The following is a 22358-nucleotide window of genomic DNA, read 5'->3' on the forward strand; positions in this document are numbered from 1 at the left end:
TCTCGTGAAGCGAATCCTCATAGCTGACGATCATCATGCTGTGCGCTCCGGACTGCGAGCGGTGCTGGAGCAGCGCCCAGGTTGGAAGATAGTTGCCGAAGCGTCCGACGGAAGAACGGCATTCGAGGCGGCTCTCGAGGAGCGGCCGGATGTTGCGATTGTCGACTTTTTCATGCCGCGCATGACGGGAGTGGAAGTCGCAAGAAGGATCAAGAAGCATCTTCCGGAGACGGAGGTCTTGATTTTTACCGTGCATGAATCCGAAGTGCTGGCGCAAGAGGCGTTTCAAGCCGGCGCTTGCGCATTCCTGGCTAAGTCCGACGCGAACAAACTGCTGTTGGCGGCCGTCGAGGCCGTCATGGCACGCAAGCCCTTCGTTGACGGACGATTTTGCGTTGAATCGCGCCGAAAGTCGGTGGACGTGGGCGAAGGACATGCGAAGCTTTCGCCACGCGAGCGGCTCGTCGTCAAGCTCGTGGCCGAAGGGTATAGCAACAAGGGTATCAGCGCGATTCTGAATTCGAGCGTGAAGACCACGGAGACGCACCGGGCATCGGCGATGGGTAAGTTGGGCGTCAATTCAATCGCTGGGCTGGTGCGCTACGCGATCAGGGCCAATCTGATCGAAAACTGAACGACCAGTGACGGCCCTTACTCGACAAGTTTGTCGAGGAGAAGCTGTAAAAGGCCAAGAGGAGCCTCGGAAGAACTCACACCTTGCCCTCTTTGCGGCGTGGGAATTCGCCGGCTAGGGTAAACGCATCCTCATTTTCTCCACCCAGGCCAGCTGGGTCCGCCCGGGGATTCTCTGTAGAGGCCGGGGGCAGGAAATCGGCATCTCGAGTTCGCTGCCGGGCCGTCTAGCAGGCTGTTGAAAAAGGCCAGTCGCGGCCGAGCTGTGAGCATGATTCATTGGCTTTGAAGCGATTTGGATCTGATGGGTGCGCGGTGGTGACAATCTGACTGGCGAGTTGTTCAGCTACGTTGATCTGGAGGCGCGGGTTCGGCGCGATCACCCGCTTCGCGCCATCCGGGTAATTGTGAATGAAGCGCTTGTCGCTTTGGAGCGGGAGTTCGCGGCGCTGTATTCGCCACTCGGGCGGCCGTCGATCCCACCCGAGAAGTTGCTCAGGGCGATGCTGTTGCAGGCGTTCTACTCGATCCGCTCGGAGCGGTTGCCTATGGAGCGGCTGGAATACGACCTTCTGTTCCGCTGGTTCGTGGGCATCGGCGTCGACGATCCAGCCTGGGACCATTCGGTGTTCTCGAAGAACCGCGACCGGCTGCTTGAGGGCGACATCGCGGCCAAGTTCCTGAGTGCGGTGCTGGCCCAGCCCAAGGTGGAGAAGCTGCTGTCGAGCGATCACTTCTCGGTCGACGGCACGCTGATCGAGGCCTGGGCTTCGACGAAGAGCGTCAAACCGAAGGACGGCTCTGGCGAGCCGCCGGCCGGCGGCGTCGGGCGCAATGCCGAAGCCGACTTCCACGGCGAGAAGCGGACTAACGACACGCATGCTTCGACCACCGATCCGGACGCAAGGCTCTACAAGAAGGGCAAGGGCAAGGAGGCGAAGCTATGCTTCATGGGTCATGGGCTGATGGAGAACCGCCATGGCCTGTTGGTCGACGCCTGCCTGACGCTGGCCGGCGGACATGCCGAGCGGGTGGCGGCGTTGCACATGATCGAACCTCGCGCCGACCGGCCCCTGGCCATCACACTTGGCGCTGATAAGGCCTATGACACGGAGGACTTCGTCAACGAGTTGCGCGCGATGAAGGTGACGCCGCACGTGGCGCAGAACACAAGCAGCCGAAGCTCGGCGATCGACGGGCGCACGACGCGGCACCGCGGCTATGCCATCAGCCAGCGTCTCCGCAAGCGCATTGAGGAAGCGTTCGGCTGGATCAAGATGGTTGCCCGCCAGGACAAGACCCGCTTCCGTGGCCGCGACCGCGTCGGATGGGCCTTCACCTTCGCAGCCGCCGCTTACAATCTGGTGCGATTGCCGAAGCTCATGGCGGTGCCAGCATGACCCGCCGTCTCACGGCCACGCCAAACTGCTCGACGGCGGCTCAATCCAGATCGCATTCGCCTATCACAACGGCGATCAAGCCATCCCCAAAGCCAGACCGAACACTTCTTCAACAGCCTGCTAATAGTTTGGCAAACGATTAAATGATGCCTTAGCTATCTGGTGTTGCCTCTACTCGCCGCGATGCGTGAGAAGAGAACTTCCTCTGTCAAAATCTGGACAGCGCCGAGTGTGAATCTCAGCGCGCAGGTCTCGTCTCAGTTTCTGAAGAGTCGTCGACGACGCTTACAGGGCTTCTACAGATTGCAAGCCCGGTGAGCAGGGTCGGACGACCTGATGGTCTTCACAGCAACATTTTCGAGTAGGTTCAAGATGGCGATGTGACCCGCGAGCGGATCGGCGCGGTACAAACCGCATGACGTCTTCGTATTTGGAATTATACTAATTCAAATCTGCGCGCAGAAACCCCTGTGCGGCAGGCATAAATGCAACATTTTGGATTTAAGCTGCATGTTTATAGATACTCTAATCGTCGATCGGTCGACAGTGCAGAACGCGGTGTTTAGGGAGACCCCTGCAGGTCCGGATAAGCGGGCGAAATGTTGGGCTGGTCACAATGCTGTTAGCGAATTTGATGTTGAGAGCGAATTTAAGATCCGTATGTCTGGGAACGGTCAGTATCGTCGCACTGTCGATAGGTTTGCCGGATGAGGGCTTTGCGCAGTCCGAGCTGCCGCCGGTCACGGTCGTCGCGCCGCAGCAGCGGCCGGTACGCCGGGCAAAACCCGCTCGGGCTACGGCACGTTCGCAGCAGACGAGCCGCGCGGCCGCGGCGTCTACGCAACGTCAGGTGGTTGTCCCGCAAGACAATGCCGGCGCCGGTGTCGAACGAGCAAGGGGGCATGTGAACGGTTACCTTGCGAATTTCAGCGCGACAGCGACCAAGACCGATACGCCGATCCTGGAGACACCGCAGTCGATCTCGGTGGTCACGCAGGACCAGATCACCGCACAGGGCGTGCAGAGCGTCAACGATGCCTTGCGCTACACGCCCGGTATCTCGCTTCTGAGTTTTGGCGCCAACACCTTCTTTGACTCCCTGAGGCTGAGAGGGTTCGATGCCCCGCGTTTTCTCGACGGGTTGCGATTGCCGAACGATGCCACGACATTTGCGGTGCCGCGCATTGAGCCTTATGGCCTCGAGCGACTAGAGGTGCTGAAAGGGCCGTCGTCCGGGCTTTACGGTCAATCCAATCCCGGCGGTCTCATCAACATGGTCAGCAAAAGGCCGACGGAAACGCCGCATTACGATGTCTTAGGCACTTTCGGTTCGTTCGGACGCTTGCAAGGGGCGTTCGACGTCGGCGGTCCCGTCGATAAAAACGGTGAGTTCCTCTATCGGCTCGTCGGCCTCGGTCGCGATTCCAACACGCAAACCGACTTCATGACCGACAACAAGATATTCTTTGCGCCTAGCCTGACTTGGCGGCCGACCGCCGACACCAGCTTCACGATCCTGTCGCAGTACTCGAAGATCGACAACAAGGGTTATCAACAATACGTGCCGGGGCAGGTGTCGTTCCTGCCGAACCCCAACGGTCACGTTCCCTACAGCCGCTATATCGGCGAGCCGGGCCCTGACCGCTTCAAGCTGGAACAATGGGCGGTCGGATACGAATTCGAACACCATTTCGACAACAACCTGCAATTCAGGCAGAACTTCCGGTACACCAACGTCGATAACAACCTTGCTTCGACCCGGAGCGAAGGAATGCTGGGCAACCGACTCGTCACGCGCACCTATAACTATGTCCTCGCCAACGCCAGCAACTACACGCTCGACAACCATCTGCAGGCGGATTTCAGAACCGGGCCTCTCGTACACAAGGTCCTGGCCGGGTTCGACTACTTCAATCTGTCGGCAGGCACTGACTACCGTAGCGCGGGAATTGCGCCGATCGACGCCTTTGCCCCGGTCTATGGCGCGGCAGTTCCGTCGTTTGCCTCACTGTCGCCGTTCATCCTGCGCTCCGATAGCCAGAGTCAGGCCGGTCTCTATTTGCAGGACCAGATCAAGTGGGATCGCCTTGGCCTGCCCCTATGAGGTGGTCCGGTTTCAGTCTTAATGCATAATCGGCTTTTCGGCCATTGCTTGCGCTGCTGGCGGAAGCGATCCGGCTGGCTTTGAAGGCCAGGCGATGGCCTCTGGCGCCGGCGGTTTATATCCGAGCGATGAGTGTGGTCGCTCGGTGTTGTAGTAGCGCCGCCATGCCTCGATGATGACCTTGGCCTCGGCGAGGCTGTAGAAGATCTCACTGTTGAGCAGTTCGTCGCGAAGCTTCGAGTTGAAGCTCTCGCAGTAGCCGTTCTCCCAAGGGCTTCCGGGCTCGATGAACGCGGTCTTGGCGCCGACAGCTGCAATCCACTCTCGCACTGCCTTGGCGATGAACTCCGGCCCGTTATCAGAACGAACGTGGCCGGGCACGCCGCGTAGGATGAACAGGTCCGACAAGACGTCGATGACGTCGGTCGAGTTGAGCTTGCGATCAATCCGGATCGCCAGACATTCTCTGGTGAACTCGTCGATGATGTTGAGCATGCGGAACTTCCTGCCATTGTGGGTCCGGCCCTCGACGAAGTCATAGGACCAAACATGGTTTGGATGCTCGGGCCGAAGCCGGACGCACGATCCGTCATTCAGCCAGAGTCTGCCTCTCTTCGGTTGTTTCTGAGGAACCTTCAGCCCCTCCCGCCGCCAGATACGCGCGACACGCTTGGCATTCACCGTCCAACCCTCGGACCGCAGCATCGCCGTGATCCTGCGATAGCCATAGCGGCCGTAGCGTAAGGCCAGACTGATGATGTCGGTCGTCAATGCCTCTTCATCCGGTCGGCTTTGCGGTTTCTTGCGCTGGGTCGAGCGATGCTGGCCCAGAACCTTGCAGGCAAAGCGCTCCGAGACGGAGAACTTCACCATGACATGGTCGACGCAGCGGCGACGGCGGGAAGGGCTCAGAAGTTTCCCGAGGCAGCCTCTTTCAGGATCAGCTTCTCGAGCGTCAGGTCCGACACTGCCTTGCGCAGCCGGTCGTTCTCTTTCTCAAGCTCTTTCAAGCGCTTTACCTGATCGCCCTTCAGGCCACCAAACTCCTTGCGCCACCGGTAATACGTGAACTGCGTCACGCCGATCGAACGAACCGCTTCGCCAACCGATCTGCCTTGTGAAAGCAAAACATCGACCTGGCGCAGCTTCGCGACGATCTCTTCCGCCTTGTGCTTCTTCTGGGGCATTCCAATGTCCTCTCTAACGGCTAATAGCCTAATTCAGGGAGGACCACTTTTCAGGGGGCAGACCAGCCTGTCCCTCCAGCTTGGCGGCCGGCAGGACTGGGTCAGCTCCGGGTTCACCAGCGCCGCGTTCTTTCCGCCGGCGGGGACCTACAGGACCCTCGATTCCGCGCAGACCGGACGCGTCGGCTTGAACTATCTGTTCGATTTCGGGCTGGCCCCCTACATCAATTACTCGACCTCGTTCACGCCGAACCTCGGCGCCGATCGCTTCGGCAATGTATTCAGGCCGACCACAGGCGAGGGCAAGGAGATCGGCGTCAAATACAAGCCGAACGGCATGAACCTCATGCTGAGTGCAGCCCTGTTCGATGTCAATCAGGACAACATCCTTACCGCCGACCCGGTCAATCCCTTCCTCAACACCCAGACCGATGCGGCGCGGGTGCGCGGATTCGAGTTCGAGGCGCGGGGCAACGTGACCCGCGAGTTTGAGGTGATCGCGGGGTACAGTCACCTGGATCCTCGGATAACCAGGAGCATTGCAGGCAATGCCGGCAAGTATTTGCAGAACACGGCGCTCGATCAGGCATCGCTCTGGGCCAAATACACTTGGTACAACGGGCCGCTGGCCGGATTTGGCGTCGGCGCGGGCGTGCGCTATGTTGGCGACAGCTATGGCGATGCCAGAAATACCTTCGTGGTTCCGCCCTACACCCTGTTCGACGCAACCATGAGCTACGATTTCGCTTATCTGCGGCCGGATTTGAAGGGCTGGAAAATGCAGGTCAACGCAACCAATCTCGCGGATCGTTTCTATGTCCAGTCCTGCCTGACTGGATTGGCATACTGCGCGATGGGCACGAGCCGCACCGTGCTCGGCACCCTGAGATATAGCTGGAATGCGGATGACCCGCATCCCGCGCTGATCTCGAAGTGAGTTAGTGAGCTAAAAGGATGACACCAAAAGCCTTGCGCAAATGGAGCTGGACCCACAAGTGGTCCAGCATCATCTGCACCTTGTTCATGCTGATGCTGTGCATCACCGGCCTGCCGTTGATCTTCCACGAACAGATTGACGAGCTGCTGCACGGCCAGGTCGAGGCGGCCGTCGTCCCCCAAGGCACGCCGCCGGCGAGTCTCGATCGCGTGGTGGCAGGCGCCGTGGCGGCGATGCCCGGGCAGGTGCCGCATTTCTTGATCTGGGATCGCGACGACCCGAACGCAATGCTGGTCAGTGTCGGCAAGAGCATCGATGCCGATCCGGCCGACAACCGTATCGTCCGGGTCGATGCCCACACCGGCGCCTATCTCGACGCGCCTGACGTCACCGGGCGCTTTACGTTCATCATGCTCAAGCTGCATACCGATATGTTCACCGGCCTGCCCGGGAAGCTGTTTCTCGGGCTAATGGGCATTCTGTTCTGCGTTGCAATCATATCAGGTGTCGTCGTCTACGCGCCGTCGATGCGCAAGCAGAGCTTCGGGGTCTATCGTTCTGAGCGTCCGCGCGTGGTGCGCTGGCTCGATCTGCATAACCTTGCCGGCATCCTGCTGGTGATGTGGACGCTGGTTGTGGGATTCACCGGCGTCATCAACACCTGGGCCGACCTCGTGCTCAAGGCGTGGCAGTACGGCCAGCTCGCCGAGATGACAGCGCAATATCGCGACCGCACCTTGCCCGCGCACCCGACCCCGGTTCAGGCGGCGACGGATGTGGCCGCGCAGGCCGTGCCCGGCATGACGCCGTCGTTCATCGCGTTTCCCGGCACGATCTTCTCAAGCAAGAGCCACTATACGGTCTTCATGCGCGGCGATACGCCGCTGACCTCACGGCTGCTTAAGCCGGCGCTGATCGATGCAGAGACCGGCAAGCTCACCGACAGCCGCGATATGCCCTGGTACGTCACTGCACTGTTCATCTCGCAGCCGCTGCATTTCGGCGACTATGGCGGGATGCCGCTAAAGATCATCTGGGCGCTGCTCGATGCCATGACCATTATCGTCCTCGGAACGGGCGTCTATCTGTGGCTGCGCCGGCGCAAGCCAGGCGAGAGCAGCGTGTGCGAACCCGCAGGCGCCGCCTTCAAGCGGCCGATGTTGTCGCCATGATGCTAGCACGTACTCGACATCGGACTGGCCTGTCCCTATGAGGTGGTCCGGTTTCAGTCTTAATGCATAATCGGCTTTTCGGCCATTGCTTGCGCTGCTGGCGGAAGCGATCCGGCTGGCTTTGAAGGCCAGGCGATGGCCTCTGGCGCCGGCGGTTTATATCCGAGCGATGAGTGTGGTCGCTCGGTGTTGTAGTAGCGCCGCCATGCCTCGATGATGACCTTGGCCTCGGCGAGGCTGTAGAAGATCTCACTGTTGAGCAGTTCGTCGCGAAGCTTCGAGTTGAAGCTCTCGCAGTAGCCGTTCTCCCAAGGGCTTCCGGGCTCGATGAACGCGGTCTTGGCGCCGACAGCTGCAATCCACTCTCGCACTGCCTTGGCGATGAACTCCGGCCCGTTATCAGAACGAACGTGGCCGGGCACGCCGCGTAGGATGAACAGGTCCGACAAGACGTCGATGACGTCGGTCGAGTTGAGCTTGCGATCAATCCGGATCGCCAGACATTCTCTGGTGAACTCGTCGATGATGTTGAGCATGCGGAACTTCCTGCCATTGTGGGTCCGGCCCTCGACGAAGTCATAGGACCAAACATGGTTTGGATGCTCGGGCCGAAGCCGGACGCACGATCCGTCATTCAGCCAGAGTCTGCCTCTCTTCGGTTGTTTCTGAGGAACCTTCAGCCCCTCCCGCCGCCAGATACGCTCGACACGCTTGGCATTCACCGTCCAACCCTCGGACCGCAGCATCGCCGTGATCCTGCGATAGCCATAGCGGCCGTAGCGTAAGGCCAGACTGATGATGTCGGTCGTCAATGCCTCTTCATCCGGTCGGCTTTGCGGCTTCTTGCGCTGGGTCGAGCGATGCTGGCCCAGAACCTTGCAGGCAAAGCGCTCCGAGACGGAGAACTTCACCATGACATGGTCGACGCAGCGGCGACGGCGGGAAGGGCTCAGAAGTTTCCCGAGGCAGCCTCTTTCAGGATCAGCTTCTCGAGCGTCAGGTCCGACACTGCCTTGCGCAGCCGGTCGTTCTCTTTCTCAAGCTCTTTCAAGCGCTTTACCTGATCGCCCTTCAGGCCACCAAACTCCTTGCGCCACCGGTAATACGTGAACTGCGTCACGCCGATCGAACGAACCGCTTCGCCAACCGATCTGCCTTGTGAAAGCAAAACATCGACCTGGCGCAGCTTCGCGACGATCTCTTCCGCCTTGTGCTTCTTCTGGGGCATTCCAATGTCCTCTCTAACGGCTAATAGCCTAATTCAGGGAGGACCACTTTTCAGGGGGCAGACCAGGACCCTGCGCGAGATTTTTGCATGGCCGGCCATCATCGCCGTCCTGAGTACGGTCGGATTGATGTCAGCGTTACTCGGCGATGGCATCTGGGACGGCGTTTCGTGGATCGTTCTGGCCGTTCCTGTGGCGCTGTATTGCGGCTTCTTCCAGCGCGGAACGTAGGCGGTCGCGCGGCGTGGGTAATAGGAGGACGGCCCAGGCGCATCTTCAGCCGGCCGCACTTGGCGCTCGGCTTCACGCCTCGACTGCGGCCGGGCTTCCCCTTGCCGCCCGCATGGACTAAGAGACCGCGATACTTCTTTTGCGCAAAAAGATCGCATGATCCGCCTCGACAACGTCAGCAAGCAAGCTGGCCACCAGATCCTTTTCATCGAAGCCTCGGCGGCGCTCAACAAGGGCGAGAAAATCGGCCTCGTCGGTCCGAACGGGGCCGGCAAGACCACGCTGTTCCGGATGATCACAGGCCAGGAACTGCCCGACGAAGGGCAGGTCTCGATCGATCGCGGCATCAGCATCGGTTATTTCAGCCAAGACGTTGGCGAGATGTCCGGCCGCAGTGCCGTAACGGAGGTGATGGACGGAGCGGGACCCGTCAGCGCGGTCGCCGCCGAACTCCGCAAACTCGAGGCCGCGATGGCCGCCCCGGATAGCGCCGACGAGATGGAGACGATCATTGCGCGCTATGGAGAGGTGCAGCATCGTTTCGAGGAGCTCGACGGCTATGCACTTGATGGCCGAGCGCGCGAGGCGCTGTCAGGCCTGGGGTTTAGCCAGGAGATGATGGAGGGCGATGTCGGTGCGCTCTCTGGAGGCTGGAAAATGCGCGTGGCGCTGGCGCGTATCCTTCTAATGCGCCCCGATGTCATGCTGCTGGACGAGCCGAGCAACCATCTCGATCTCGAAAGCCTGATCTGGCTTGAACGCTTCCTCCGAGATTATGAAGGCACGCTGTTGATGACGTCGCACGATCGCGAGTTTCTCAACCGCGTGATCGCCAAGGTCGTTGAGATCGACTCTGGTTCGCTGACGACCTATTCCGGCAACTACGAGTTCTATGAGCAGCAGCGCGCACTGAACCAGAAGCAGCAGCAGGCCCAGTTCGAGCGCCAGCAGGCCATGCTCGCCAAGGAGATTAAGTTCATCGAGCGATTCAAGGCGCGTGCCTCGCACGCTGCGCAGGTCCAAAGCCGGGTGAAGAAGCTCGACAAGATCGAGCGGGTGGAGCCGCCTCGGCGCCGTCAGACGATCGCATTCGATTTTCCGCCAGCGCCGCGCTCCGGCGAGGATGTTGTCGCCTTGAAGAACATCCACAAGGGGTATGGCGGCAAGCGGATCTATGGCGGGTTCGATTTCATGATCCGCCGGCGCGAGCGCTGGTGCGTGATGGGCGTCAACGGAGTCGGCAAGTCGACGCTGCTCAAGTTGGTAGCCGGCGCGAGCGAGCCCGACGCCGGCACGGTAGCCGTAGGGGGAAGCGTCAAGATGGGCTATTTTGCCCAGCACGCCATGGAATTGCTCAATGGCGACCGCACGGTATTCCAGTCACTGGAAGATGCGTTTCCGACCGCCGGGCAGGGTAGCCTTCGCGCGCTCGCCGGATGCTTCGGCTTTTCCGGCGACGACGTTGAGAAACGGTGCCGGGTTTTGTCGGGCGGAGAGAAAGCACGGCTAGGGATGGCGAAGATGCTGTTCGATCCGCCGAATTTTCTGGTTCTAGATGAGCCGACCAACCATCTCGATCTTGCGACCAAGGAGATGCTGATCTCAGCACTGTCGGATTTCGAGGGCACTATGCTGTTCGTCTCGCACGACCGACATTTCCTCAGCGTCCTCTCCAATCGCGTGCTGGAACTGACGCCCGAGGGCATCCACCAGTATGGCGGTGGCTACACCGAATACGTCGCACGCACGGGCCAGGAAGCGCCGGGGCTGCGCAGCTAAACGCGGCGGCCGCTTCTTGACGCAAACCTGCCGCTCGACAGCATGATGCCCCGGACTCTCCTTCAGTCAACGCCGAGGAGTGTTTTGCAACGGCCTACGTTTCCTGCGGCGTCGGGCAAGTGCCGGACGGTCTCGATCCGACAAAAGCCACGCGGCTTCGTTTCTTCACCCTGGAGCGGAGAGACACGCTTCATTCTCGGGCTTGCTTTGCCTAACGGAAGCCTCGACCCCTGCACGGCCAGTCTCGACCATGCACACGGCCAAGACCCAAATCATTCGCCAGCCACACGGGAATAGTTGTCTCCTGAGCCCCATATCGCATGACCGGCACGACCGGTCCGCCACATGGATCTACTCGATCGTCCTCGGGTCGATATCGATATCGCGGAACGATATAGGAGTCCCAGTAGGGTTGCGGAGTTGGAGGCGTGACGATGATAACCCGCCTGGGCTTCGCATCGGCTGCGGTAATGAATGCCCCCGAGCAACACAGCAACAAAGCCGATACGAGAGCGAACGCGACGGTCAGTATCTTCATCCTCGATCTCCTTGCCGAGCAGTGCCTCCAATCCGGCGAGCATATGCCTATGGTATCATTTGGCAATGACAGCAGCACCGGCCCCGGCGGGGAAAGCCGGAATTTTGACACCCCAGTCGCGGGTTTCGGGAAATTTGTCATTGGACGATAGCTACGGGAGCGGCAGCCATGACTTTTGAGAAGCCATGACTTTTGAAGAGGCAATGGACTATGCGCTCACTCTCCCCTGCACCGAGCGTTCGGCCAGCTATGGTCGACCTTGCGTCAAGGCGAATGGCAGCGGCTTTCTTTTTGTCGGGCACGAGCCACAGGAAGCCTTTGCGCTGCTGCATATGGAGATGACCACCAAGCAGATTGTTTTGGAAACTCATCCCGAGACTTTTTTCCAGACGGCACATTATGCCGGCCATCCGACCGTGTTGGTTCGTTACGACGTATCGGATGACGATCTCATCCGTGAGGATGATCCGGCGGGCCGCAAATTGGGCGCGAGCTAAAGCGCCGCCCCGGCCCCGTAAGAAGCGGCGATTGTCGCGGAAGCTATAAACCTGCTGCCGCAAGTTTTGGGAGCGAAAGCTCAATCGAGGGTCGCGAGGCGCCGTCACAGCGCCCTTCCATCCGGCCGGAAGCGCATCGTGAATTTGGCGCCATGGCCGGGCGCGTCCTCGACGGAGACACTCCCCTCGTGCGCTTCTACAATTTTTTCGACGATCGATAATCCCAGGCCTGCGCCTCCGGCAGTGCGCGGGGATCGCCGCCAGAATCGCTGGAAAATTGATTGGCGATCCGCCAACGGCACGCCATCGCCATTGTCGATGACGCTGATCGAGCCGTCCGCGGTAACGATGATCTCGATGGTCGTTTCCTGGGGAGTGTGATGAAGAGCGTTCTCGACGAGATTTCGTGTTGCGCGCCGGATCATCTCCGCGTTTCCTTTGACGAGAACGGGCTCATCGGCGCACATCAATTCAATGCTCTTTCCTTGCTTCAGGGCCAATGGCGCGATGAATTCCGCAACTTCGACGCAAACCTCGTGAATATCCGCGACCGCATCCGGATCGACCACGGCTGTCTCGAGCTCCGTCGCGTCAAGCAACTGGCCAACAACACGGCTCATGTTGTCAACGTCCCGTCCTAAGGCATGGCTTGCCTCTCCATGCGGGAGGGTCTCGATCCTCGTGCGAAGGATGGCAAGTGGCGTTCGTATCTCATGTGCTGCATTGGCGGCAAACTCGCGCTGAGCGAGGAAGCCATGCTCAAGCCGATCGAGGGCCTGATTGACGGCTTCCACGAGCGGCAGAATTTCGGGAGGCATGTCGTCGGTCGGTAAACGGACGTCAAGACGCGTGGGACTGATATGTCTCGCTCGGCTGGACGCGCGATGTAGCGGTCTAATCGCCAGACGGAAGATGATGATGTCAGCAGCAAGCAGGAGAAGAAGAACTGGAACGATGATCCAGACAACCTGCCGGAGGAAGTTGACCAGGATATCGTCGACGACCACGTCGTTATGCGACAGCTCTTCTGCAACTTGTATCCAGACTGGATGGTCGCCAATATCCTTGCGCGCGCTGGCACCGGCGATCGTTTTGGCTTCGCCCCGGGTCAGGGCGTTGTGCGGAACAATGCCGTTCGCGTTCAAATCGATGGCAAACAACGGATTCTTGCTGGGACTCGATGAGAAGATCACCGAACCCGTATCGTCAATGATTGCATATTTGTAGCGGCCATAGGCTTCCGAATACTGATCGCGTGCGCCATCAGGAAGGCTAAGCGACCATCCTCCCGCCGACGAAGGCTTTAGATTTCGGGCAAACATCTCGATTTGGGCCGTCATCTTGTTCAGCTGGAATTTGGCGACGTCCGTTGCCAGCGACCAGTGCAAGATGGACCGCAATACAAGCGCTGCAATGATGATCGCGACAACATGAAGGACGACAATGCGGGACAGGATTGATCTTCGCAGCGGCATCTAGGTCCCGATTCCGAAGTTCGCATACCCTTGCAGCAACCTTTGATGCGAACTTCGGAATCAAAGGGACACTAGCAACCTTATAATTCTAGTGTGGGTTTAGGTTCAGAAGTTCGCCTGGCAGACTCGTTGGACGCTGAAAGCGAACTTCCGAACCACCACACTAGTCGCTCTCCATCATCACATAGCCGACGCCGCGAATGGTGCTGATCTTGACCTTTGCACCAATGTCCAGGAGCTGTTTGCGCAGACGATGGACATAAACCTCGACGGCATTGGATGCGACATCTCCGGTCAGGCCGAAGATCTGATCTTCGAGAAGCTTCTTGGAAACGACGTTGCCCTTGCGGCGCAAAAGCAACTCAAGCACCGCGATCTCTCGGGCGGATAGGTTTTGAGGCTTCATGTCGACAAAAGCTTGCCGGCCTTCGCTGTCGAAGGTCACGTTAGCAAGCCGCAATGAGCTGCCGAGCAACTGCCCCGGCCGCCTGAGCAGCGCTTCGAGCCGTGCCACCAGCTCGTCAAAAGAAAAAGGTTTGACAAGATAGTCGTCTGCTCCGCTTCGGAGCCCGCTCACTCGATCCTCCACGCCCCCACGTGCCGTGAGTATAAGGACAGGGATCGGATCCTTGCGGTGCCGCAGTTCACGCAGGATCGAAAGTCCATCGCCATCGGGCAGACCGAGATCCAGGATCAATGCCGCGTAACGATTGGTTTCCAGTGCGCTGGAGGCATCGGCGACATTGGTGAGAAGATCGACCCCGTACCCGGCCGCCTGCATTCCCTTCGCCAGAAGGTCGGCCAGTTCTTCGCTGTCCTCGACGACCAAGATTCTCATGGGCGCGAACGCTCCCTTCCCCCTTCTGCTGCCGTGACTTGCAGGGGGCGAGCGGGTACTGGTGTCTTTCCGGCCGCGCCGAAGCCTGACTGTAAGCTCTGTGTAAGCGTCATCATATTGCCGTTGTAAGGCTGCCGTAAGATGTTAAATCTATATTATTATATACGGTCGCGTGATGAGGATTCATCGCCCTCATCGGCGACAAGCGCTGGGACAGGCAAGGCCTTGAGCCAGCATAAAAATCATTGGTTTTTGAGGGGACAGGCTTGCCTCACCAATCGGCGGGGCAAGGGGATACGGGATCATGCGTAGTTTGGCGTCACTCTGGCGTGTGATGACAATCCCTCGGATTGTCATCGGTCTCACGATCGCATTGGCCCTTGTCGGGACGGCTGCAACCGTCCTGAGAGTCGATCGCGGCAGCGCCGCCCGCAATGCAGTGCTGGACAGCGAAATCAAAGGGGCTGACGGAAAGCTGCGTTTGACGGCATCGCAATGGGACACCGTGGCGGTGCAGCCGGTCGAGGAGCACGTGTTCCGTTCCGAATTCCGTACCGAGGGGAAGATCGCACTGGATCAGAACCTGTCGACCCGCATCTTCGCACCCTATGCGGGCCGGGTAACAGAATTGATGGTCGCGTCCGGCGATCATGTTGAGAAAGGCCAGCTTCTTTTTGTGATCGCGGCGGCCGATTCCGTGGATGCTCAAAAAGATTTCGTCGTCGCTCTGACCACCCGGAACAAGGCAGTTTCCCAGGTTAACCTCGCGCAGATCGTCGAGCGAAGAATGTCGAGCCTGGCAAAGGATAAGGCCGCGTCGCAGAGAGAATGGCAGGAAGCTCAGGCCAATCTCACTTCTTCGGAGAACGATTCCCGATCAGCAGAAGTTGCGCTTGAGGCCGCGCGCAACCGGTTGCGGCTCGTTGGGAAAACCGACGCGGAGATTGAAGCATTCGAGAAGACGGGCGCGCTCACGCCCGACGCTCCCGTATACGCGCCGCTGGCCGGAACCGTCCTGCAACGCAAGGTTGGGATGGGACAGTATGTCAATGCCGGGGCAAGTGAGAGCGATCCGGTGTTCCTGATCGGAGACACGTCGAAAGTCTGGATCGTGGCCTATGTCCGCGAGACCGATGTTGCCAAGGTGCAGATCGGCGAACGTCTGATGTTCAAGGTCCTGACGCAGCCCGACCGTGTGTTTGAGACCCGGATCGACTACGTCGCACCGGGAATCGACCCAGACAATCGGCGGCTTCTGGTACGCGCCACCGTCGATAACGCGGACGGCCTGCTCAAACCCGAGATGTTTGCGAGCGTCACGATCGTTGACAGCGACGGAGAGCTAATGCCGGCGGTGCCTCTTGAGTCAGTGATCTATGAAGGAAGCAATGCGCATGTCTGGGTCGTTGGTGACGATCAAGGCGTCGAATTGCGTCAGATCAAGTTAGGTCAATCAAGCGCTCGGCTGATCCAGGTGCTGGATGGGCTCCGTCCGGGCGAAAAAATCGTCACCCGCGGCAGTCTGTTCATCGACCGGATGGCAGTCGCCAAACAGACCTGACGAACGGTAGCTCGCCATGATCAATCCGATCATCGCGTTTGCATTGAAGCAGCGCGTTCTGATCCTGGTCCTCTTCATTATGACCCTGGCCGGCGGGATCGCCGCGTTCAGGGTCCTGAATATCGAAGCCTATCCCGATCCCGTTCCGCCTATGGTGGACGTCATCACTCAGAGCGCCGGACTTTCGGCCGAAGAGATCGAACGCTACATCACGATTCCGATCGAGACGCAGCTGTCCGGTGTGCCGAACCTCCGGGTAATGAGAACCATTTCTCTTTACGGACTGTCGGACGTCAAACTGCAGTTCACCTATGCCTATACCTACGATGAGGCGCTCCAGCAGGTTCTCAACCGTTTGGCGCAGCTCAACGGATTGCCGGATGGCGCTCAGCCCACCATCAGTCCCGTCAGTCCCGTCGGCGAAATTTATCGTTACAGACTAGTCGGCCCGCCCGGCTATAGCGTGCTCGATCTGAAGACTCTTCAGGATTGGGTTCTGCAACGCCGCTTTCGCGCCGTGCCCGGGATCGTGGACGTCATTGGCTGGGGGGGGAAAACCAAGACATTTGAACTGCAGGTCGACCTCGATAAGCTTGTCGCCTACAGGCTGACCCTGCCGCAATTGCTGCAGACGCTGCGCGGAAGCAACCTGAATGTCGGCGGAAATATCGTCAATCTGGGCACGCAGTCGGCAGTCGTGCGGGGTGTCGGGCTGATACGGTCGAGCGATGACATCAACAATACCATGTTGACGCAAGCCGAAGGCAATCCTGTTCTGGTTCGAGACGTTGCGACGGTTATCATCGGGCATCAGCCTCGCCTCGGCATTGCCGGCCAGGACAACGACGACGATATCGTCGAAGGCATCGTTCTGATGCGCCGCGGTCAGCAAAGCACTCCGACCATCGAGCGGTTGAAGGCCGAAGTCGAGCGTATCAATGTCTCCGGGATTTTGCCGCCCGGCGTACGAATTGAGCGCATTTACGATCGTCAAGATCTCATCGACACCACGACGCATACTGTCTTGCACAACATGACGGTCGGCATTCTGCTGATCTTTGTATTGCAGTGGGTGTTTCTCGGGAATCTTCGCAGCGCGTTGATCGTGGGCGCGACGATTCCGTTCGCGTTGTGCTTCGCCATCGGGATTATGATTCTGCGCGGCGAATCCGCCAACCTGCTATCGGTCGGCGCAATCGATTTCGGTTTGATCGTCGATGCCACTGTGATCATGGTCGAACGAATATTCCGGGAGCTTGGGCATAGCGGCGAAAAGACTTTGCCTGAGGACGACAACGCGTCCGGATTGCGTGGAAAGCTTCTCGCGATTTATATTGCGGGCATCAGCGTCAACCGCTCAATCCTGTTCGCGACCGGCATTATTATTGCGGGGTTCATTCCGCTTTTCACCATGAGCGGCGTCGAAGGGCACATCTTTGGCCCCATGGCCAAGACCTACGCCTACGCCATCGCGGGAGGCCTGCTCGCAACCTTTACCGTGACACCGGCGCTCAGCGCACTTCTGCTGCCGGAGCATGTTCGGGAGACGGAAACATGGCTGGTGCGCACCCTTCACCGTTTCTACAGTCCGGCTTTGCGAGTCACTGTCGCGAACAGAAGGGTGACGGTCGCCGTGACGCTGGCGGTGTTCATTCTGGCGGGGATTGCGATACGATTTCTGGGGTTGGAGTTTCTTCCCAAGCTGGAGGAAGGCAATCTGTGGATACGCGCCACCATGCCGGCAACGATCTCCCTTCAGGAGGGGAATGGCTATGCCAACCGGATGCGCAAGCTGATCCGCAGCTTTCCCGAGGTAGAGACAGTCGTGACGCAGCATGGCCGTCCCGACGACGGCACGGACGCCGCCGGTTTTTTCAATGTCGAGTTCTTCACTCCGCTAAAGCCGATCAGTCAGTGGCGCCATGGCGTGGATAAGGAAAAGCTGACCGAAGAAATCCAGGGACGGCTTAAGATAGAATTTCCGGGAATCGAATTCAATTTCTCGCAGTATCTGCAGGACAATGTGGCCGAGCAGGTGTCGGGTGTTAAGGGCGAGAACTCGATCAAGGTATTCGGCAATGATTTGCAGGAACTCACGGACACAGCCGACAAGATCAAGGCCGTGCTCGAGAAGGTTCCGGGTGTGACAGACCTTGGCGTTTTCACGTCGCTTGGCCAGCCGACAATACAGATCGATATCGATCGTGAGCGTGCCGCACGCTATGGACTTTCGCCGGGTGATATCAATTCGATGATCCGGACGGCTGTCGGCGGAGAGTCAGCGGGCGATGTTTACGAGCACGGAAGTGATCGCCATTTTCCGATCGTCGTGCGGCTGGCTCCCGAGTATCGGCAGAGCGCGGAAGCTATCAGCAAGCTGACGATCGGCGTATCAGGGGCTAAAGGAATAACCCAGATCCCGTTGGGCGAGGTCGCGCACATCCGACTCGTCACCGGACCTTCGTATATTTACCGGGAACAACAGCAGCGATACCTGCCGATCAAGTTCAGTGTTCGTGATCGCGATCTCGGTAGCACCATCAAGGAAGCCGAACAGCGAATTGCGCAGGACGTGCAGTTGCCTCCCGGAAACCAGCTTCAATGGGTCGGCGAATTCCGCAATCTGCAGGAAGCGATCGCGCGTCTGGAGATTGTCGTGCCGCTCAGCCTTGCCGTTATCGGGCTGCTGCTATGGATCAATTTCACATCTATACGGGACACGTTGCTGGCGTTGAGCGTCATTCCGATGGCGGTGATCGGTGGTGTCTTCGCGTTGTTCGTGACGGGCATTCCTTTCAGCGTCTCGGCCGCCATCGGCTTTATCGCACTGTTCGGCATCTCGGTGATGAACGGGATTCTGATCCTGTCGCAATACAATCAGCTTATCGAGTCGGGCCTGCAGCGGATCGATGCGATCATAAGAGCCGGAGAGGCTCAAATGCGCCCTGTCCTGATGACGTGCGTAATTGCGGGAATCGGCTTGTTGCCCGCCGCCATGTCGACCGGAATCGGATCGCAGGTGCAGAAGCCGCTGGCTGTCGTCGTGGTCGGTGGAATGATGGTGGCTCCACTTGTGATCCTCGTCGCGCTGCCAGCTCTCATCGCGCTGTTTTCTCAACGAAAAACGTTGGCGGCTGCTCCCGAATCGGCGTTCGATCCGGCAGAATAGAAAGTCGGTTCGTGTGAAACCGTGGTTGAAGGGGCATCTCGTGCGGTCAAGCCAACAGAATGGATCGGTGGTTCATTCACCGAGAATAGGATGGGGGTTGGCGTTTTCCCGTGTGCGATGTTTCATCGTAGCGTTTTTGGCTGCCGCGTCGCCTGCGCTGTCAGGCTGTGCGGTTGGACCTGACTACAAACCTCAGGCGCCTCCGGAAACTTCCAGGTACTTATCCGATCCCGCCGGAGATCGTGTGCCTGGACATCCGATCGTGCGCACCGCAGAGGTTCCTCCCCAATGGTGGGAGTTGTTTCGTTCGCCTGCGCTGAACCAACTGGTGGAGGATGGTATCACGCACAATGCGGACCTCGCCGCTGCGGAGGCTGCGGTCAGGATGGCAGAAGCCAACGCGCTCGCCCAGCGCGGTTTGCTGTTCCCTAACGTGACGGGAGGCTTCAATTCGTCGCGCCAGCAGGTGCCGGTCGATCTGCAGTCTCCTCTTGAGTCCAACGCCCACCTTTTGAGTCTGCACACTGGCCAAGTGACCGTGTCGTACCTTGCCGATGTGTGGGGAGGGACGCGGCGTTTGGTCGAGTCCACGGATTCGCAGGCCGAGATGCGCGCATTCCAGCGCGAAGGAGTCTACCTGACATTGGCCAGCAACATCGCACTTGCGGCGATCGAGGAAGGTCGGGTTCGGGGACAGATCGCGGCGACCCGTCGCGTTCTTGGTTTGCAGACCGAGGTTTTGAAGTTGCTGCGACGGCAACAGGAGCAGGGGCAGATTGCCCAGACGGATGTCGCGGCGCAAGAGACTTCGGTTGCGCAGACCCGGCTGTTGTTGCCGAATCTCGAGAAACAGCTCGCGCAACAGCGTCATTTGTTGTCATTCCTGACCGGTCGTTTGGCGAGTGACGCTCCAAAGGAAACATTCGATCTCGGGTCATTTCGAATGCCCCGCCGTCTGCCACTCAGTCTTCCGGCCGATCTCGTAAGACAGCGCCCTGATATTCAGGCTGCCGAAGCGAACCTTCATTCGACCAATGCAATGATCGGAGTGGCGATCGCCAATCGCCTTCCGCAGATAACCTTGATGGCAAGTGGTGGTGCCGCGGCTGCCAAATTTTCGCAATTGGCCACTCCAGGAGCGGCCCTCGGGATGATCGCTGGCAATGCTGCGCAGACCATTTTTGACGCAGGGACGTTGGCAAACAAGCAGCGTGCGGCGGAAGAGGAAACGAATCAGTCACTCGCTCAATATAGGAGCGTTGTTCTCGCGGCTTTTCAGAACGTTGCGGATGTCTTGCGAGCCCTTCAGGCGGGCACGCGTGCGATCAGTGCGGCGACGGACGCGGAACGATCGGCGACAGAGAGCATCACGTTAGTGCGTAAACAGGTCGATCAAGGACAAATCAGCGTGCCGCTCCTCCTTGCCGCGCAGCAGGCGTATCTGCAGACCTCCCTTGCGCGCCTCGATGCGCAGGCCGCGCAACTGGCAAATACGGTCGCGCTGTTTCAGGCGCTTGGCGGTGGGTGGTGGAACCGAGACGGTCATAAGCAGGCAGACCTGGGTCATGGACCTGTAAAACGGGATTCCGTTTGAAGTCATTGTCGGGGATCTATACGCTCGTAAACGCCCTACCATCCCGTGCGGACACGATTTTGTCCTTCGACGAAGCCGCACGTCCTGCGCATACCAAGCGGGCAGTTTGCCGCGCCATGTCGATTCGAATCTGATTGGGTCCGGGTTGGTTCGAAAATTGAAGCCGGTGCCGGGGCGTTTCCTGTAAAATCTTACGCTTTCCGGTGGGCGCCGCGCGATCGCTTGCCATTGCGCCGCCGCTCGGATTTTATGCCATATGTGATTGACGGGAACGCAAGCGGAAATTATTGCCGTGCAATAAAGGAGACAAGCGATGACCGCGTTTCGGCACCTGACCCTGGCGGTTGCTGCTATGGGCAGCCTGATGCTCTCGGCCACGCTCGGCTTTGCGCAGCAGGCTACGCAGCAGGTCGATGGCGATCAGCCCGGTCTCGTTGCCGATGATTCGTTCCAACTCGACCCGGAATTTCGCAAGCAGGTGGTGCTCTATCGCACGACCGAGCCGCCTGGCACCATCATTATCCAGACCGCAGAACGTCACCTTTATCTCATTCAGGGCAACGGCCGCGCGATTCGCTACGGCATCGGCGTTGGTCGCGCGGGTTTTCAGTGGCAGGGTATTCTCAATATTTCGCGAAAGGCGGAATGGCCGGATTGGACCCCGCCTCCGGAAATGATCGCGCGCCAGCCCTACCTGCCGCGCTTCATGGCGGGCGGCCCCGGCAATCCGCTCGGAGCACGCGCGATGTATCTCGGCACGACAGTATATCGCATCCATGGCACCAACCGGCCCGATACCATCGGAACTGCGATTTCCTCGGGCTGCTTCCGTCTGGTCAACGCCGACGTTGTCGATCTCTATGGTCGCATTCCGGTCGGTACCCGTGTGATCGTGCGGCAGAAACCCAGTCTCTAATCATCGTCACGTCATTTGCGCCGATACTTTCCGATATTGCGAGAGGGGCTATCCATGCGGACATTTCGAGGCGGCCTCCTGATAGGCCTCGCCATCGCCACCGCTATCGCGGTGATGGCGATCACCTATGAGCGCTACGATACCAAGACCCTGAAACGAACGCTTCGGCGCGACGCCGTGCTGTGCGGCGTCAACGCCGGCCTTCCCGGGTTTTCGAATTCGGACGAGAAGGGCAACTGGTCGGGCTTCGATGTGGATTTTTGTCGCGCCGTCGCGGCCGCCGTCTTTGACGATCCGGCGAAGGTGAAGTTCGTTTCGCTCGAGCCCGACGAGCGTTTCAAGGAATTGCAAAGCCGCAAGGTCGACATCCTTGCGCGCAACTCGACCTGGAGCATGTCGCGCGAAACCAATTACAACCTCTACTTTCCGGCGGTCGCTTACTATGACGGCGAGGGCTTCATGGTCCGTACCTCGCGTAAGGCTGATTCTGCCCTTGACCTTGGTGATACGAAAATCTGCGTGCAGGACAACACGACCACGAAACTCAACCTCGCCGACTATTTCAAGGCTAACAACCTAAAATATGAAGAGATCAAGTTCGGTAAGCTGGAAGACATGTTAAGGGCCTATGACGAGGCCAAGTGCGATGTTCTGACCACCGATGTCTCTCATCTCTATGCGCTGCGGCTGCGGTTGACCAAGCCGAACGAGAGCTTCATCCTGCCTGACGTGATCTCGAAGGAGCCGTTGGCGCCTGTTGTTCGCCAGCGCGACGACGACTGGATGATGATCATCAAATGGACGCTCTATGCGATGATCAATGCCGAAGAACTCGGCATCACTTCGAAGAACATCGACGAGGCGATGAAGTCGAAGAAGCCAGATGTGATGCGGTTGGTTGGTACCGACGGTCAGTATGGTGAGGGCCTCGGATTGACGAAGGACTGGGCGGCACGCATCATCCGCCGCGTCGGCAACTACGGCGAAATCTACGACCGCAATATCGGCAGTGATTCAAAGCTGAAGATTCCACGCGGCTTGAACCAACTCTGGAACGCGGGCGGCATCATGTATGCTCCGCCGCTGCGGTAATCCCGCGGG

General features: G+C 58.9%; 18 protein-coding genes. 14 read left to right on the forward strand and 4 right to left on the reverse strand.

The genetic code is table 11. From position 1 onward, the window contains the following. The first annotated feature begins 4 nt into the window (after positions 1-4). The 3 genes from ACZ5IL_RS04685 (at position 5) to ACZ5IL_RS04695 (ending at position 4137) form a co-directional block, all read left to right on the forward strand. Entirely contained in the window at positions 5-634 is a 630-nt protein-coding gene (locus ACZ5IL_RS04685) for a response regulator (protein WP_464595449.1), read from the forward strand. Between the two features lie 307 nt (positions 635-941). Next, positions 942-2033: an IS5 family transposase gene (locus ACZ5IL_RS04690; protein ID WP_464595444.1), complete on the forward strand. Its 1092-nt coding sequence runs from the start codon at positions 942-944 to the stop codon at positions 2031-2033. A gap of 616 nt (positions 2034-2649) precedes the next feature. After that, complete coding sequence (locus ACZ5IL_RS04695; RefSeq protein WP_464595450.1) at positions 2650-4137, forward strand: TonB-dependent siderophore receptor; 1488 nt, start codon at positions 2650-2652, stop codon at positions 4135-4137. Between the two features lie 18 nt (positions 4138-4155). Here ACZ5IL_RS04695 and ACZ5IL_RS04700 read toward each other — a convergent pair. After that, positions 4156-5324, reverse strand: a protein-coding gene (locus ACZ5IL_RS04700; RefSeq protein WP_464593319.1) for an IS3 family transposase whose coding sequence is annotated in 2 segments (ribosomal slippage) — positions 4156-5060 and positions 5060-5324 — 1170 coding nt in all. Because the reading frame shifts where the segments join, the coding sequence is not laid out codon by codon here. Positions 5325-5328: 4 nt separating this feature from the next. Here ACZ5IL_RS04700 and ACZ5IL_RS04705 point away from each other — a divergent pair. Further along, positions 5329-6261 (forward strand): TonB-dependent siderophore receptor, encoded by a 933-nt coding sequence (locus tag ACZ5IL_RS04705; RefSeq protein ID WP_464595451.1) that lies wholly within the window; start codon positions 5329-5331, stop codon positions 6259-6261. Positions 6262-6347: 86 nt separating this feature from the next. After that, positions 6348-7433, forward strand: a complete 1086-nt coding sequence (locus tag ACZ5IL_RS04710; RefSeq protein WP_464596820.1) for a PepSY-associated TM helix domain-containing protein — start codon at positions 6348-6350, stop codon at positions 7431-7433. Between the two features lie 59 nt (positions 7434-7492). On the opposite strand, the gene ACZ5IL_RS04715 is transcribed toward ACZ5IL_RS04710, so the two are convergent. Then, positions 7493-8661 (reverse strand): IS3 family transposase gene (locus ACZ5IL_RS04715; RefSeq protein ID WP_464592339.1). Its coding sequence is split into 2 segments (ribosomal slippage): positions 7493-8397 and positions 8397-8661, totalling 1170 coding nucleotides; the frame shifts between segments, so codons are not numbered across the junction. Between the two features lie 4 nt (positions 8662-8665). On the opposite strand from ACZ5IL_RS04715, the gene ACZ5IL_RS04720 reads away from it, so the two are divergent. From ACZ5IL_RS04720 to ACZ5IL_RS04735, 4 genes are all read left to right on the forward strand, one after another. Then, complete coding sequence (locus tag ACZ5IL_RS04720) at positions 8666-8890, forward strand: hypothetical protein (RefSeq protein ID WP_464595452.1); 225 nt, start codon at positions 8666-8668, stop codon at positions 8888-8890. A 156-nt stretch (positions 8891-9046) separates the two neighbouring features. Beyond that, positions 9047-10669, forward strand: coding sequence for an ABC-F family ATP-binding cassette domain-containing protein (locus ACZ5IL_RS04725; RefSeq protein WP_464595453.1), 1623 nt, complete (start codon positions 9047-9049; stop codon positions 10667-10669). A 428-nt stretch (positions 10670-11097) separates the two neighbouring features. After that, positions 11098-11358 (forward strand): hypothetical protein, encoded by a 261-nt coding sequence (locus ACZ5IL_RS04730; protein ID WP_464595454.1) that lies wholly within the window; start codon positions 11098-11100, stop codon positions 11356-11358. A 34-nt stretch (positions 11359-11392) separates the two neighbouring features. After that, positions 11393-11704, forward strand: coding sequence for a hypothetical protein (locus ACZ5IL_RS04735; protein ID WP_464595455.1), 312 nt, complete (start codon positions 11393-11395; stop codon positions 11702-11704). A 104-nt stretch (positions 11705-11808) separates the two neighbouring features. Here ACZ5IL_RS04735 and ACZ5IL_RS04740 read toward each other — a convergent pair whose 3' ends face one another. Beyond that, a complete protein-coding gene (locus tag ACZ5IL_RS04740; protein WP_464595457.1) occupies positions 11809-13179 on the reverse strand; it encodes a sensor histidine kinase in 1371 nt (456 codons plus the stop codon). Positions 13180-13342: 163 nt separating this feature from the next. Then, on the reverse strand, positions 13343-14017 hold the full coding sequence (locus ACZ5IL_RS04745; protein WP_464595459.1) for a response regulator transcription factor: 675 nt from the start codon (positions 14015-14017) through the stop codon (positions 13343-13345). Between the two features lie 304 nt (positions 14018-14321). Here ACZ5IL_RS04745 and ACZ5IL_RS04750 point away from each other — a divergent pair, with 304 nt between their 5' ends. The 5 genes from ACZ5IL_RS04750 (at position 14322) to ACZ5IL_RS04770 (ending at position 22349) form a co-directional block, all read left to right on the forward strand. Further along, positions 14322-15578: an efflux RND transporter periplasmic adaptor subunit gene (locus ACZ5IL_RS04750; protein ID WP_464595461.1), complete on the forward strand. Its 1257-nt coding sequence runs from the start codon at positions 14322-14324 to the stop codon at positions 15576-15578. 16 nt (positions 15579-15594) lie between these two features. After that, positions 15595-18747 carry an efflux RND transporter permease subunit gene (locus tag ACZ5IL_RS04755; RefSeq protein WP_464595463.1) on the forward strand — a complete coding sequence of 1051 codons (3153 nt, stop codon included), beginning with the start codon at positions 15595-15597 and terminating at the stop codon, positions 18745-18747. 112 nt (positions 18748-18859) lie between these two features. Next, the gene (locus tag ACZ5IL_RS04760; protein ID WP_464596821.1) at positions 18860-20341 is read left to right on the forward strand and encodes an efflux transporter outer membrane subunit; all 1482 of its coding nucleotides are present in this window, start codon (positions 18860-18862) and stop codon (positions 20339-20341) included. A gap of 313 nt (positions 20342-20654) precedes the next feature. Beyond that, positions 20655-21257, forward strand: a complete 603-nt coding sequence (locus ACZ5IL_RS04765) for a L,D-transpeptidase (protein ID WP_464595464.1) — start codon at positions 20655-20657, stop codon at positions 21255-21257. Between the two features lie 54 nt (positions 21258-21311). Then, complete coding sequence (locus tag ACZ5IL_RS04770; RefSeq protein ID WP_464595466.1) at positions 21312-22349, forward strand: amino acid ABC transporter substrate-binding protein; 1038 nt, start codon at positions 21312-21314, stop codon at positions 22347-22349. Positions 22350-22358 lie beyond the last annotated feature (9 nt).

This window comes from Nitrobacter sp. CN101, from assembly GCF_055390255.1.

What these genes read in the sequence shown, in the direction of transcription:
- ACZ5IL_RS04695 (WP_464595450.1), top strand. Translation starts at nt 2,650, where the DNA reads ATGCTGTTAGCGAATTTGATGTTGAGAGCGAATTTAAGATCCGTATGT.
- ACZ5IL_RS04705 (WP_464595451.1), top strand. Translation starts at nt 5,329, where the DNA reads ATGTCCTCTCTAACGGCTAATAGCCTAATTCAGGGAGGACCACTTTTC.
- ACZ5IL_RS04710 (WP_464596820.1), top strand. Translation starts at nt 6,348, where the DNA reads ATGCTGATGCTGTGCATCACCGGCCTGCCGTTGATCTTCCACGAACAG.
- ACZ5IL_RS04720 (WP_464595452.1), top strand. Translation starts at nt 8,666, where the DNA reads ATGTCCTCTCTAACGGCTAATAGCCTAATTCAGGGAGGACCACTTTTC.
- ACZ5IL_RS04725 (WP_464595453.1), top strand. Translation starts at nt 9,047, where the DNA reads ATGATCCGCCTCGACAACGTCAGCAAGCAAGCTGGCCACCAGATCCTT.
- ACZ5IL_RS04735 (WP_464595455.1), top strand. Translation starts at nt 11,393, where the DNA reads ATGACTTTTGAAGAGGCAATGGACTATGCGCTCACTCTCCCCTGCACC.
- ACZ5IL_RS04740 (WP_464595457.1), bottom strand. Translation starts at nt 13,179, where the DNA reads ATGCCGCTGCGAAGATCAATCCTGTCCCGCATTGTCGTCCTTCATGTT.
- ACZ5IL_RS04745 (WP_464595459.1), bottom strand. Translation starts at nt 14,017, where the DNA reads ATGAGAATCTTGGTCGTCGAGGACAGCGAAGAACTGGCCGACCTTCTG.
- ACZ5IL_RS04750 (WP_464595461.1), top strand. Translation starts at nt 14,322, where the DNA reads ATGCGTAGTTTGGCGTCACTCTGGCGTGTGATGACAATCCCTCGGATT.
- ACZ5IL_RS04755 (WP_464595463.1), top strand. Translation starts at nt 15,595, where the DNA reads ATGATCAATCCGATCATCGCGTTTGCATTGAAGCAGCGCGTTCTGATC.
- ACZ5IL_RS04765 (WP_464595464.1), top strand. Translation starts at nt 20,655, where the DNA reads ATGACCGCGTTTCGGCACCTGACCCTGGCGGTTGCTGCTATGGGCAGC.
- ACZ5IL_RS04770 (WP_464595466.1), top strand. Translation starts at nt 21,312, where the DNA reads ATGCGGACATTTCGAGGCGGCCTCCTGATAGGCCTCGCCATCGCCACC.